Below are 13,857 nucleotides of genomic sequence, written 5' to 3' on the forward strand. Positions count from 1 at the left end.
ACGAGTATTGATTTCCCAACGTTGATCTCCCATAATGCGCTGCGGTGAAAAATTGTGGTTTATTTTATGATTTTCGAAGAATTCCGTTGTTCGGTGTGACGCTCGTCACATTTCGCGTCTGGGTCTTCTGCCATTATGGCGACCGTAGCACTGCAAGCAAGAGAGTTCGAACTACTGCAGTTTTGAATCTTATTGATTACCCCCTAGGAGTTTTCTGAATGTCTATCCAATCCGATATCCAAGCACTGTACATCGCTTACTTCAACCGCCCTGCCGATTTCCTGGGTCTGCAGTATTGGGAAGAGCAAGTCGCCAAAGCTGGCGGCAACGTTGCTGCAGTGGCTGACGCATTCGCCGCATCGCCCGAGTACACGTCCCTGTACGAAGACAAGTCGTCCGCCGAGATCATCGACACGATCTACGACAACCTGTTCGGCCGTCCTGCGGAACCGGACGCGATTTCGTACTGGGGTACGCGCCTGGACAACGGCACGTTCACCATTGGTAACATCGCCAACTCGATCCTGGTAGGCGCGCAGAACGCCGACAAGGAAGCCATCGAAAACAAGAAAGTGGCTGCCCAGGCCTTCTACGACTCCCTGGATACCACCGCTGAAATCAAGGCCTACGAGGCAAATAGCGCCGCCGTGCGTGACTGGCTGAAAGGCATCACCACCGACGAATCGCTGACGGCCGCTACGACCGCTACCGCCCTGGCAGCCCTGACGCAAGAAGTCATCGCTGGCGGCGCAGGCACCGGCACGACCTTCGACCTGACCATTGGCGTCGACACGCTGCCGGGCACCGCTGCGAACGACACGTTCAACGCAACCGTGACCGCTGACGGCTTCACGCTGGGCAGCCTGGATTCGATCGACGGCGGCAGCGGCAACGACGCGCTGGTCATCACCGACCAGAAAGGCGGCTCGATCGTTCTGGGCAGCGCAACCGTCAAGAACGTTGAATCGCTGACGATCCGCTCGGGTGGCGACTTCGCCGTGTCTGAAGACGTCGTTAACAATGAGCTGGATATCACTGGCTGGACCGGCCTGACCCGCGCATCGATCGAGCTGACCTCCACCGACGACGTGAAAATCACGGCAGGTACCGACACGGCCATCACCCTGACCGACAAGGGCGATGCCAACACCACTATCGAAGGCGGCGGCGGTGCCATCGTTGTCAACACGAAAGGCAATGCAACCGTCGGTGGTACCGACGCCAATGCCTACACCTCCGTGACGATCACCGGCGCGGCAGAAGTCAACGTCACCGACAACAGCGGCGCAAGCAAGGCCGTTGGCACGAAGCTGACCACCGTTACCCTGGACGGCATTACCGCCGCCTCGACGGTTACCGGCAAAGGCGTGACCACGCTGAACCTGGCAAACATCGCAGGCCAGGACGTTACCCTGGTCAACGAAACCGCCAAGCATGCCCTGACGCTGAACCTGGATGCAGTGGTTGTTGATGATAACGACACCGACGAAGTTACGACCGACGACGTGTACGGCATCGTGACCGATGCAGCTGCTACGTCCGTAACGATCAATGCAACCGACGACAGCGCGATCGTCCTGGCAGCTGAGAAGGCCACCACGCTGACCGTAGCTGGCGCAGGTGACCTGACCTTGGTCGCTGATGCTAATGCGGATGCGACGGCTGATGCAGACTACTCGGCACTGACCACCGTAACCTTCACCGGTTCCGGCAAGTTCACCGCCGACCTGTCGGGCGCTACTGAACTGGCGTCCGTCAACTCGTCGACCGGCACCGGCACGCTGGACGTGACGATTGCCGGCACGAACGGCGCTGAAACCCCTGCCGCACAGTCCGTAACGGGTGGCGCAGGCGACGATAAAGTCACCATCACCGGCACGCTGGGCAAGGGCTCGACCCTGTCGCTGGGCGCTGGTTCCGACACCGTTGCATTCTCCGGTGATGACGCCCAGATCCTCGCAGCAGCAGTGGTCGATGCTGGCGCCGGCGTCGATACGCTGAGCCTGACCGTGGTGGATGCTTCCAACGTGGGCGCGTTCAAGAACTTCGAACAGTTCGACGTGGCTGGTGCTGCCGGCCAGTTCGACCAGGACATCCTGGATGCGAAAAACAACGTGACCGGCTTCGTCGGCACCGCTGCAGCAGCAGCCGGCGCTGAGCTGTTGAACCTGGGCGCGAATGTCGGCTTCACCGTGCTGGGCACCATGGGCACCGAAGAGCTGACGCTGACCCAGGCAACCGCTGGCGCGATTACCATCACGTCGAACGTGGATGCGGAAGAAGATGATGGCCTGATGGAAACCACCGCTGCGTTCATCACGAATGCAACGTCGGCAACGCTGGTCTTCAACAACGACAACGTCGATGAAGAAGACAACACCGCTGCCCTGAGCCTGACCGGCACGGCACTGAAGACGGTGGCAATCACCTCCGGCGGTTCCGAAGTGGTCAACTCGGCAACCGTGTCCGGCGATGACACGCTGACCGGCATCACCGTGACCGGCGCCCAGCACCTCGAGCTGACCGCAACGATCACCGGCGACACCAACAAGCTGACGTCGGTCGACGCTTCGGCAGCAACCGGCGGCGTGACCGTCACGCTGAACGAGCTGGCTGCTTCGGCAACCGTCAAGCTGGGTTCGGGCGACGACATCATCAACCTGGACGACTCCGTGACGTCGACGACGTTCGCTACGGTGAACGCGGCTGAAAAAGCTGCCAACAACGAGCAGACCGAGCAGTCGAACTTCGACGTGTTCGCCCTGGCCAGTGCAGTGGTCGCTGAAAATCACGAAGCTGAAGTGGCTGGCGCCTACTCGATCGAAGACGGCCTTTACACGCTGGGAACTGGCGCAACCACGCTGGGTGAAGTTCTGACCCAGCTGGCCACGAACGTGGAAGTCAACGGCGCTGTCGTGTTCACCTTCGGCACGGGTACCTACCTGTACGCCGCTGGTGAGACGACCGAGCAAGGCGATGACGCAATCATCAAGCTGACCGGCACCACCGGTATCGACGGCCTGGGCGCACTGGCCGACGGCCAGCTGTACTTGGTTGGCTAATAGCTGATCTCAGGGGCCGGCTTGCCGGTTCCTGGCTGATCCAGAGCCCCGCTTTCGCGAGAAAGCGGGGCTTTTTTCATGTTCGGTCGAATAGGTCAGGCATTGCCGCCCCGAAACGCTCCGCTACCCAGTTTGTTGCTTCATGCAACGATATGTGATTTGCGTCACAAATCTGACGCGTTTTGGTTCATAATAGCGCAGCCCGGCGATATGCCGCGCTGCGCTATTGCTTTTTAAGTAAGTAAAGCGCATCCACCGCGCGCAGCGGTTCCCATGCATGACTTTGCGTGATTACATGAAAAACAAATTCTCCAAACCACTCAACGAGATCGAACAGGTCTTGTACTCGCTGAAGCGCACGTTCCTGACGGTCGGTGCCTTCAGCGCCATCAGCAACCTGCTGATGCTGGCCCCGTCGCTGTACATGCTGCAGGTCTATGACCGCGTGCTGACCAGCCGTAACGAATACACGCTGCTGATGCTGACCCTGCTGATGCTGGGCGCCTACATGGTGATCGCCCTGCTGGAACTGATCCGCAGCTTCGTGCTGATCCGCGTCGGCGCGAAATTCGACATGGAAATCAACAAGCGCGTGTATTCCGCCGCGTTCGAACAGAACCTGAAGCGGGTTGGCACCAATGCCGGCCAGGCGCTGAGCGACCTGACCAATATCCGCCAGTTCCTCACCGGGAACGGCTTGTTCGCATTCTTCGATGCGCCGTGGGCGCCGATCTACCTGATCGTCATTTTCATCTTCTCGCCCTGGCTGGGCCTGTTCGCGCTGTGCGGCACCCTCGTGCTCGTGGCGCTCGCCTTCCTCAACGAGAAAGTCGTGCGCAAGCCGCTGTCCGATGCGAATAGCCTGGCCATCGCGTCCAGCACGACCGCCACGAACAACCTGCGCAATGCCGAAGTGATCGAATCGATGGGCATGCTGCCCAACCTGATGGGCCGCTGGTTCAAGACCCATGGCAAGTTCCTGCATGCGCAGGCGGACGCCAGCGAGAAAGCCGGCCGTATCCAGGCCGTGACGAAGTTCGTGCAGCTGTCGTTGCAATCGCTGGTGCTGGGCGTCGGTGCGCTGCTGGTGCTGGAAAACCAGATGACGGCTGGCATGATGATTGCCGCGTCGATCCTGGTCGGCCGCGCGCTGGGTCCTACGCAGCAGGTGATCGGCGTGTGGAAAACCTGGAGCACCACCCGCAGTGCCTACGGCCGCCTGGTCGAACTGCTGGCGCTGAACCCGAAACGCGAAGTGGGCATGGAACTGCCGCCGCCGACCGGCGCGCTGGCTGTCGAACACGTGACGGCCGGGCCGCCGGGCATTCCGGTGCCGGTGCTGCGCAATGTCAGTTTCGCCATCGCACCCGGCGACGTGCTGGGCGTGATCGGCCCGAGCGGTTGCGGCAAATCGACGCTGGCGCGGCTGCTGGTCGGCGTGTGGGGCACGGCCGCCGGCAAGGTGCGCCTGGATGGCGCCGACATCTACCAGTGGAACAAGGCCCAGCTGGGCCCGCACCTCGGCTACCTGCCGCAGGATATTGAGCTGTTTGCCGGTTCCGTCAGCGAGAACATTGCCCGTTTCGGCGAAGTGGATGCGGAAAAAGTGGTACTGGCCGCCAAGCGCGCCGGCGTGCACGACATGATCCTGCACCTGCCGAAGGGTTACGACACGATGCTGGGCGACAGCGGCGCCGGCCTTTCCGGCGGGCAGAAGCAGCGCCTGGGCCTGGCCCGCGCGATGTATGGCGACCCGGCGCTGATCGTGCTGGACGAGCCGAACTCGAACCTGGACGACGTGGGCGAACAGGCACTGCTGGCCGCCATCAACGACCTGCGCCAGCGCGGCAAGACGATCGTGCTGATCACGCACCGCACCAGCGCGATCGCGATCACGACCAAGCTGCTGTTGCTGCGTGACGGCGGCGTGGAATTGTTCGGCCCAACGAACCAGGTATTGCAGGCGCTGCAGCAGAAGCAGCAGCAGGCAACGCAAAAACTCCAGGCGGCGCAGGGCAAGGCGCCCGGTGCGGCGCAGGCACAGCCTCCAGCGCAGCCGCAAACGCCGGCCCAGGCACAGGCAGCCCAGGCACAAGCACAGGCAGCCCAGGCACAGGCAGCAGCAAAAGCACAAGCTGCACAAGTAGCACAAGCACAGCCACAGGCGCAGCCGGCACCGGCACCAACGCCGGCCCAGGCCGCATCGGCACCGGCTACGCAGGCAACGCCGGCCAGCGCAGCCACCGCGGCAACCCCGAATCAGGAATGAGCATGAAAGCGCTAACCAATCAGACTTCGCCGACGGACGTCGTCACGCATGACGTCGAACCCCTGACCGTTCATACCGATCCCCGCTCCTACAGCCGCTTCGGCTGGCTGGTGGTGCTGCTCGGTGTCGGCGGCTTCCTGCTGTGGGCGCTGCTGGCGCCGCTGGACAAGGGCGTGCCGTTGTCGGGCAAGGTCACCAAGGAAGGCAACCGCAAGGCCATTCAGCACCAGACAGGTGGCACGATCAAGCGCATCCTGGTGCAGGAAGGCACGCCCGTGAAGGCGGGCCAGGTGCTCATCGAGATGAACGACGTGCAGGCGCGCTCCCAGCTGGACGTGGGCCGCGCCCAGTACATCACCATGCTCGCCACCGAAGCGCGGCTGCTGGCCGAGCGCGATGGCTTGTCGGAGGTCACCTTCCCGGCCATTCTCGAGAAAATGAAATCGGATACGCGCGTGGCCGAAACCATGGCGCTGCAGCGCCAGCTGTTCGTCACGCGCCAGACGTCGCTGAAAAACGAGCTGGCGGCGGTGGACGAGAACATCGCCGGCATCAAGATGCAAACCGTGGGCCTGGAACAGTCGCGCGACAGCAAAAAGGAACAGATGGAATTCCTGAAGGAGCAGCTGGCCGGCATGCGCGACCTTGCCAGGGAAGGCTACATCGCCCGCAACCGCCTGCTCGACCTGGAGCGGACGTATGCCCAGCTGTCCGGCGCGGTGTCCGAGGACATCGGCAATATCGGTCGCGGCAAGCGCCAAGTCGTGGAGCTGACGCTGCGCCGCGCCCAGCGCATGCAGGATTACCAGAAAGAAGTGCGCACCCAGTTGGCGGACGTGCAGAAGGAAGTGGAAGGCCTGACCGGCCGCATGGGCGCGCTCGAGTACGACGTGGCCAATACGCTGGTGCGGGCGCCCGTCGACGGCGTGGTGGTAGGCCTGAGTGTGTTCACCAATGGCGGCGTGGTCGCCGCTGGCGCGAAGATGATGGACCTGGTGCCGGCGGACGACCCGCTGATCGTCGACGGCCAGTTGCCGGTGCACCTGATCGACCGCGTGCATGAAGGCTTGCCGGTGGAGCTGATCTTCTCGGCGTTCAACACCAACAAGACGCCGCACCTGCCTGGCGTGCTGACGTCGATCGCGGCCGACAGCACGGTCGATGAAAAGACCGGCGCCGCCTATTACCACGTGAAAGCGAAGGTTACGCCGGAAGGCGCGCGGGAAATTGCCGCCAAGAAGCTCGAAGTGTTGCCCGGCATGCCAGTCGAGGTATTCGTGAAAACGGGCGAACGTTCGATGATGAGCTACCTGCTCAAGCCGGTCTTCGACCGCGCCCGCACGTCGATGTCGGAGGAGTGACGATGCGCCAGTTCTGTTTCACGCTGCGCGGCGTTGCCGCGGCGATCGCATTGCTCGCGGCCGGCCAGGCCGGCGCGCTGACGCTGACCCAGGCCTACGAGGCCGCGCTGCGCAACGATCCGCAATACCGCTCCGCCCTGGCCGAGAATGCCCAGGGCGTGGAGTACCGCAAGGTCGGCCGCTCGGCGCTGCTGCCATCCGTGTCGGCCAGCTACAGCCGCTACAAGAACCGCTCCGACCTGACGCGCCATATCGGCACGCAGGAACAGATTACCCATCCGGAATACCTGTCGGGTTCCAGCACGGTGCAGTTGCGCCAGCCCCTGTTCAGTCTCGATGCGTGGGCCCGCTACAAGCAGGGCCAGGCGCAGAGCGACTCGTCCGCCGCCCAGTTTTCCGTGCGCACGCAGGAGCTGGTGCTGCGCGTGATCGCCGCGTACACCGAGGCGCTGTTCGCGACCGAGCAGGTGCGGCTGGCGAAGATCCAGCGCGACGCGCTGGCCGAGCAGCGCAAGGTCAACGACCGCCTGTTCCAGAAAGGCGAGGGCACCCGCACCGACATGCTGGAAACGCAGGCCCGCCTGGACGTTTCCGAAGCCGCGCTGCTGGAGGCGGAAGACAACCTGGTGACCGCACGGGCAACGCTGGCCGGCGTGATCGGCGGCGAGCCGGGCGAACTCGATGCGCTGGCACCGAATTTCCGCATCGTTCCCAGCACGGCGGGCGGCTTCGAGGCCTGGAAGGACATTGCACTGTCCAGCAACCCCACGCTGCAGGCGCGCACCTTCGCGGTGGAAGTGGCGCGGCAGGAAGTGAACAAGGCGCGCGCCGGGCACACGCCCCGGGTCGATTTCGTTGCCACCTACAGCAAGGCCAATGCGGAAACGCTGAATACCTATGACCAGGATTCGACGGCACGCGTGGTGGGCGTGCAGATCAACATCCCGCTGTACCAGGGCGGTTATGTCAGCGCCATCACGCGCCAGGCGGCGGCGGGGGCGGAAAAAGCACGGGCCGACCTGCAGGCCGAGAAGGACAAGGTGCTGGTCGACCTGCGCAAGCAGTACAGCGCCGTGGTCAGCGGCGTGTCGCGCATCCGCGCGCTGGAGAAAGCCGTGGAATCGGGGCGCCTGCTGGTCCAGGCCACCGAGCAGAGCATCAAGGGCGGCGTGCGCATCAACCTCGACCTGCTGAACGCGCAGCAGCAGCAGTTCACCAGCGAGCGCGACCTGGCGCAGGCGCGCTACAACTACCTGAACGCCCTGCTGCGCCTGCGCGCCGCCGCCGGCGTGCTGGGGCCGGACGACGTGCACGAGATCGGGTTGTACTTCCGCTGACGGCCCGCGGCCGCCGGCGGCATCGTCCTCAGGGCGCGATGTCGCCGGCGCGCTGGCCGCGCACCAGCATGAACCGGTTCAGCAGGAACGACACCGGGATCATCGCCACGCTGACGATCAGCGGCGCGATGGTGGACGGCACGTCCAGCCATTCGACCAGCACGGCCAGCATCGGCGCCGAGATCGCATACTGCGCCACGTAGATCATCGGATAGGCCAGGAAGGTGCGCCACGACAGCCGGGTGCGGAACACGAACAGCGTGTTCAGGCAATAGGCACAGACCACGCCGGCGACGAACGCGAGGAAGTAGGCGGCCTGGTAGGGCAGCACCAGCTGCAGCAGCAGGTACAGCAGGTAGCCGCCCAGCGTATTGGCCGTGCCGGCGACGAGAAAGCGCAACTGCGGCGCGTACTGGATGGCGAGGCGCCGCATGCGTGCTCAGGCCTGCTCTTTGCCGTGGCAGTGCGGGCAGGAGACGCCGTAGACGTATTCCGGCGCCAGTTGCTGGCGCGGCGTGACGATGGCGCGGCAGGCGAAGCATTGCACGGTTTCGGTCGGCTGCAGCTGCGGATTGAGCGCGGTACGGTAGTCGAACACGAAGCAGTCGCCCGTGTAATGGGCGCCGCCCACTTCCTCGAAATATTTCAGGATGCCGCCTTCGAGCTGGTAGACGTTGTCGTAGCCGATGTTCTGCATGTGGATCGCCGCCTTCTCGCAGCGGATGCCGCCGGTGCAGAACGTGACCACCGTCTTGCCCTCGAAGTCCGCCTTGTGCTCCTCGATCACTTGCGGGAACTCGGTGAACTTGCCGATGCGGTAGTCGACGGTGTTGTCGAACGTGCCCACGTCCACTTCGAAATCGTTGCGGGTGTCGACCATGACCACCGGCTTGCCATGGTCGTCATGGCCCTGGTCCAGCCAGCGCTTCAGGGTTTTCGCGTCGACGAACGGCGCGCGGCCTTCTTCCGGCTTGATCAGCGGCATGCGCATCGTGATGATTTCCGCCTTGATCTTCACCAGCATGCGCTTGTGCGACTGCTCGGCGGACAGGCTTTCCTTCACTTCCAGGTCGGCCAGGCGCGCATCGGCGCGTACCCAGGCGAGGTACCCGTCGATGTTTTCCCGCGTACCGGACAGGAACATGTTGATGCCCTCCGGCGTCAGCAGGATGGTGCCCTTCAGGCCGAGACGCTGCGTGATCTCCTGGTATTGCGGCCGGAGCTCCTCGAGGTTTTCCAGCGTGATGAATTTGTAGGCGGCGATATTGACGAACGGCGCGGCGGAAAGCGCCGCCGCATGTGACGAACCAGCGCCGGCCTGGACGGGGGCGCCGAGAGTGCTAGCTTGCATATGGAGTCAGAAAGGGAAAAGCGGAACAGCCGACATTATAAGCGTATCGGCAGCCAATCCCTGACGTTGCCGCGGTTTCCCGTTCTTTATGCAACGGCGCGGGAGCGGTGCCTGCGCCGTGCGAGCAATGCAGCCAGGCCAGCACCGGCCAGCAGCAGCGACGAAGGTTCGGGAACGGCCTGCTGCTGTTCTTCCGGCAGGCGCAGCGACCAGTTCGCATACGTGATGAGTGCCGAATTGGCACTGTTGCCGAGCCCGATATAGGGCGCGATCAGGTCCAGGTACTGGGTCGCCGTGTTGGTGAATGCCGTGCCGGTCACGGAAACGGCGCCGACGTCGAATGCGGTCACGATGGCGCAGGAGATCGGGTTCGAGCACCCGTTGGTGCGGCGCGGCGAGGTGTCGTAGATGCCCTGGAACACCAGCCGGTCCAGCGCGTCGGAGGCGGCCCAGCTGTCGTCGAACGAGTCGAACACCAGCCGGCTTTCGGCCTGGCGCGCGTCCGAGAACAGCACGTCGTATTGCCGGCCGCCGATCTCGATGCCTTCGGCTCCCATCAGCACGCCGTCCTGGACGAGCAGGATGGGACTCGCATGGGCAGCGGCTTGCGTGCCCAGCAGCAGGGCGGCTTGAAGCAGGGAGTTTTTGACAAAGGTTCGCACGATGGCTCCTTGTGGTGGATACCGACAGTTAAGCAAGCGCGATGCCAGATCAATAATTGTGAGAAGAATCAACAGCGTGCTTGAGTTGGCTCAAATGCGCGGCCTTGAAATGTAAAATTTCTCGACAGTGCCAGGTTGGCCGGTAGTACCTCAACGGCGGTAAAATAGCGCCTTCGCCGCACCAAGCCATCGCCCAATCGACCCCATGAGCACCGAAATCCTAGACATGCCCGCTGATCAGTCCGTTATTCAGCCCGACGAACCCGCAGGGCCCCCCGGCCCCGATTTCGTCCACCTGCGGGTCCATTCGGAGTACTCGATCGTCGACGGCCTGGTGCGCATCGACGACCTGGTCAAGGCCGCCGTCAAGGACAGGCAGGGTGCGCTGGCCGTGACCGACCTGTCGAACCTGTTCGGCATGGTCAAGTTCTACAAGAGCGCGCGCGGCAAGGGCGTCAAGCCGGTGATCGGCTGCGATGTGTGGATCACCAACGATGACAACCGCGAAAAACCCTGCCGCCTGCTGCTGCTGGCGAAAAACCGCGTGGGCTACCTGCAGCTGTGCGAACTGCTGTCGATGGCGTGGCTGACCAACCAGTACAAGGGCCGCGCCGAGCTGCGCACCGAATGGCTGGAAGCACTGAAGGACCAGACCTATGACGTGATGCCCGGCGAGAGCGGTGCCAACGGGCTGATCGCGCTGTCCGGCGCGCAGTTCGGCGACATCGGCTGCGCGATCGACAACGGCAACCTGGAGCTGGCCGAGAAGAACGCGCGCAAGTGGTCTGCCATCTTCCCGGGGCATTTCTACATCGAGATCCAGCGCGCCGGCCAGCCGAACCAGGAAGCGCAGGTGCGCCATTCGGTGGCGCTGGCCGCCAGGCTGCGCCTGCCGGTGGTGGCCACCCACCCGGTGCAGTTCATGTCCGAGCAGGAATTCATCGCGCACGAGGCGCGCATCTGTATCGCCGAAGGCGAGATGATCGCCAATGCAAAGCGGCCGAAACGCTTCAACGAGCAGATGCGCTTCCTGACGCAGCAGGAGATGGCGATCCTGTTCGAGGATCTGCCGGCCGCATTGCAGAACTCGGTGGAAATCGCGAAACGCTGCAACGTCACGCTCACGCTGGGCAAGCCGCAGCTGCCGAATTTCCCCACGCCGGGCATGACGATCGACGAATTCCTCATCGCCGAAACGAAGAAGGGCCTGGAAGAGCGCCTGGTGCAGCTGTTCCCCGACCCGGCGGTGCGGGAAAGGAACCGCCAGCGCTACGAGGAGCGGCTCGAGTTCGAGAACAAGACGATCATCAACATGAAGTTCCCCGGCTACTTCCTGATCGTGGCCGAGTTCATCCAGTGGGGCAAGAACAACGGCGTGCCGATCGGCCCGGGCCGCGGTTCGGGCGCCGGTTCGCTGGTGGCGTATGCGCTGAAGATCACCGACCTCGATCCGCTGAAGTACAACCTGCTGTTCGAGCGCTTCCTGAACCCGGAACGGGTCTCGATGCCCGACTTCGACATCGACTTCTGCCAGGAAAAGCGCGAACTGGTGATCCAGCACGTGAAGGACCTGTATGGCCGCGACGCCGTGTCGCAGATCGCCACCTTCGGCACGATGGCCGCGAAAGGCGCGATCCGCGACGTGGGCCGGGTGCTCGATTTCGGCTACAACTTCTGCGACGGCATTTCGAAGCTGATTCCGTTCAAGCCGGGCAAGCCGGTGTCGATCGCCGAGGCGATCGAGGAAGAACCGCTGCTGAAGGAGCGCCTCGAGAACGAGGAGGAAGTACGCCAGCTGCTGGACCTGGCGCAGCAGGTGGAAGGCATTACCCGCGGCATCGGCATGCACGCGGGCGGCGTGCTGATCGCGCCGGGCAAGCTGACCGATTTCTGCCCGCTGTACACGCAGTCCGGCGATTCGGGCGTGGTCTCGCAGTACGACAAGGACGACGTGGAAGCCGTGGGCCTGGTGAAGTTCGACTTCCTGGGCCTGACGACGCTGACGATCCTCGACCGCGCGGTGAACTACATCCGCGAGCTCGATCCGGCGATGAAGGACTTCAACCTGGAGACGCTGCCGCTGGACGACAGGGCCTCGTACGACCTGCTGACCAAGGCCAAGACGGTGGCCGTGTTCCAGCTGGAGTCGCGCGGCATGCAGGGCATGCTGAAGGATGCGCGCCCCGACCGCTTCGAGGACATCATTGCGCTGGTGGCGCTGTACCGCCCGGGCCCGATGGACCTGATTCCCGACTTCTGCAAGCGCAAGCACGGCGAGAAGTTCGAGTATCCGGACCCGCGCACCGAGGGCATCCTGTCCGAGACCTACGGCATCATGGTCTACCAGGAGCAGGTGATGCAGATGGCGCAGATCATCGGCGGCTACTCGCTGGGCGGCGCCGACATGCTGCGCCGCGCGATGGGCAAGAAGAAGGCCGAGGAAATGGCCGAGCACCGCGAGATCTTCCGCAAGGGTGCCGGCGAGCGCGGGCTGACCACCGAGAAGGCCGACGAGATCTTCGACCTGATGGAGAAGTTCGCCGGCTACGGTTTCAACAAGTCGCACGCCGCCGCGTACGCGCTGCTGTCGTATCACACGGCTTACCTGAAGCAGCACCATACGGCCGCGTTCATGGCGGCCAACATGTCGCTGACGATGGACGACACCGAAAAGGTCAAGATCCTCGTCGAGGACTCGATCGAGGTGTGCGGCCTGACGATCCTGCCGCCGGACATCAACCTGTCGGCCTACCGCTTCCGCCCGGACGGCCCGCCGCCGTCCGTCACCGGCAAGAAGGTGACCAACATCCGCTACGGCCTGGGCGGCGTGAAGGGCGCCGGCCAGAACGCGATCGAGGCGATCATTGCCGCGCGCGAGGCCGATGGCCCGTTCGTCAGCCTGTTCGATTTCTGCAAGCGGGTGGACAAGCGCCAGATCAATCGCCGCACCATCGAGGCGCTGATCCGCTCCGGCGCATTCGACTGTTTCAAGGTCGACCGTTCCGTGCTGTTCGCCTCGGTAGCCTTCGCGATGGAATGCGCCGAGCAGGAGCTGAAGGCGGCCAACCAGGTGAGCCTGTTCGGCGGCGACGACAGCGACCTGGTCGCCCCGCCCGAATACGTGCAGGCCACGCCGTGGACCGACCGCCAGAAGCTGGCCGAGGAAAAGATCGCGCTGGGCTTTTACCTGTCCGGCCACATGTTCGACTCGTATGCGCAGGAAGCGCGGCGCTTTGCCCGCACCAAGCTGTCGGAACTGGAGCCGTCGCGCGAGCCGCGCATGATGTGCGGCGTGATCACCGGCATCCGCACGCAGATGACGCAGCGCGGCAAGATCCTCATCGTCAGCCTCGACGACAAGAGCGCCGTGGTGGAAGTGACGGTCTACAACGAGATCTTCGAAGCCAACAAGAAGGCCTTCAAGGAAGACGAATTCCTGGCCGTAACCGGCAAGGTGTCGGAAGACCGCTTCACCGGCGGCCTGCGCATCTCGGCCGAGAAGGTGTACGACATCGTCTCCGCGCGCCTGCAGTTCGGCCGCCAGATGGGCTGGCTGCTGCCGGCCGCCGTGGCACCGGCCAAGCTGCACGAAGTGCTGGCCCCGCACCGCGACGACTACGGCCTGCCCGTGCAGATGCGCATCAAGCCGCAGGGCATCGACTGCACACTGCAGCTGGGCGACAACTGGCACGTGTTGCCCTCCGACGAACTCACGCTGGCGCTGGAGCAGGTGCTGGGCGCGAAGGACGTGGCGGTGGAGTACTAGGAAAGTTGCCGGAAAAATGGGGTACGTCCCCATTTTTCAGGAAATGTTT

Annotated in this window: 8 protein-coding genes; 5 read left to right on the forward strand and 3 right to left on the reverse strand. The window is 63.5% G+C overall.

Going from position 1 to position 13,857, the window contains the following annotated elements; genetic code table 11:
• Positions 1-218 precede the first annotated feature (218 nt).
• The 4 genes from FHS02_RS08240 to FHS02_RS08255 all read left to right on the forward strand — a co-directional run bounded on the left by FHS02_RS08240 (position 219) and on the right by FHS02_RS08255 (position 8,029).
• On the forward strand, positions 219-3,062 hold the full coding sequence (locus tag FHS02_RS08240; protein WP_137314521.1) for a DUF4214 domain-containing protein: 2,844 nt from the start codon (positions 219-221) through the stop codon (positions 3,060-3,062).
• A gap of 295 nt (positions 3,063-3,357) precedes the next feature.
• Positions 3,358-5,331 carry a type I secretion system permease/ATPase gene (locus FHS02_RS08245; RefSeq protein ID WP_137314520.1) on the forward strand — a complete coding sequence of 658 codons (1,974 nt, stop codon included), beginning with the start codon at positions 3,358-3,360 and terminating at the stop codon, positions 5,329-5,331.
• A 2-nt stretch (positions 5,332-5,333) separates the two neighbouring features.
• Positions 5,334-6,692: an HlyD family type I secretion periplasmic adaptor subunit gene (locus FHS02_RS08250; protein WP_137314519.1), complete on the forward strand. Its 1,359-nt coding sequence runs from the start codon at positions 5,334-5,336 to the stop codon at positions 6,690-6,692.
• A gap of 2 nt (positions 6,693-6,694) precedes the next feature.
• Complete coding sequence (locus FHS02_RS08255; protein WP_137314518.1) at positions 6,695-8,029, forward strand: TolC family outer membrane protein; 1,335 nt, start codon at positions 6,695-6,697, stop codon at positions 8,027-8,029.
• A 28-nt stretch (positions 8,030-8,057) separates the two neighbouring features.
• Here FHS02_RS08255 and FHS02_RS08260 read toward each other — a convergent pair whose 3' ends face one another.
• The 3 genes from FHS02_RS08260 to FHS02_RS31205 all read right to left on the reverse strand — a co-directional run bounded on the left by FHS02_RS08260 (position 8,058) and on the right by FHS02_RS31205 (position 10,042).
• A complete protein-coding gene (locus FHS02_RS08260; RefSeq protein ID WP_137314517.1) occupies positions 8,058-8,462 on the reverse strand; it encodes a GtrA family protein in 405 nt (134 codons plus the stop codon).
• Between the two features lie 6 nt (positions 8,463-8,468).
• On the reverse strand, positions 8,469-9,380 hold the full coding sequence (locus FHS02_RS08265; protein ID WP_137314516.1) for a sulfurtransferase: 912 nt from the start codon (positions 9,378-9,380) through the stop codon (positions 8,469-8,471).
• A gap of 86 nt (positions 9,381-9,466) precedes the next feature.
• Complete coding sequence (locus tag FHS02_RS31205; protein ID WP_217496833.1) at positions 9,467-10,042, reverse strand: PEP-CTERM sorting domain-containing protein; 576 nt, start codon at positions 10,040-10,042, stop codon at positions 9,467-9,469.
• A 226-nt stretch (positions 10,043-10,268) separates the two neighbouring features.
• Between FHS02_RS31205 and dnaE the strand changes: the two genes are divergently transcribed.
• A complete protein-coding gene (dnaE, locus tag FHS02_RS08275; RefSeq protein ID WP_137314515.1) occupies positions 10,269-13,808 on the forward strand; it encodes a DNA polymerase III subunit alpha in 3,540 nt (1,179 codons plus the stop codon).
• Positions 13,809-13,857: the final 49 nt, after the last annotated feature.

It is taken from the genome of Pseudoduganella umbonata (assembly GCF_014192225.1).
Taxonomy (GTDB): domain Bacteria; phylum Pseudomonadota; class Gammaproteobacteria; order Burkholderiales; family Burkholderiaceae_D; genus Rugamonas; species Rugamonas umbonata.

Excerpts from the sequence above, each read along its gene's own strand:
- FHS02_RS08240 (WP_137314521.1), top strand. The coding sequence starts at position 219 with ATGTCTATCCAATCCGATATCCAAGCACTGTACATCGCTTACTTCAAC.
- FHS02_RS08245 (WP_137314520.1), top strand. The coding sequence starts at position 3,358 with ATGAAAAACAAATTCTCCAAACCACTCAACGAGATCGAACAGGTCTTG.
- FHS02_RS08250 (WP_137314519.1), top strand. The coding sequence starts at position 5,334 with ATGAAAGCGCTAACCAATCAGACTTCGCCGACGGACGTCGTCACGCAT.
- FHS02_RS08255 (WP_137314518.1), top strand. The coding sequence starts at position 6,695 with ATGCGCCAGTTCTGTTTCACGCTGCGCGGCGTTGCCGCGGCGATCGCA.
- FHS02_RS08260 (WP_137314517.1), bottom strand. The coding sequence starts at position 8,462 with ATGCGGCGCCTCGCCATCCAGTACGCGCCGCAGTTGCGCTTTCTCGTC.
- FHS02_RS08265 (WP_137314516.1), bottom strand. The coding sequence starts at position 9,380 with ATGCAAGCTAGCACTCTCGGCGCCCCCGTCCAGGCCGGCGCTGGTTCG.
- dnaE (WP_137314515.1), top strand. The coding sequence starts at position 10,269 with ATGCCCGCTGATCAGTCCGTTATTCAGCCCGACGAACCCGCAGGGCCC.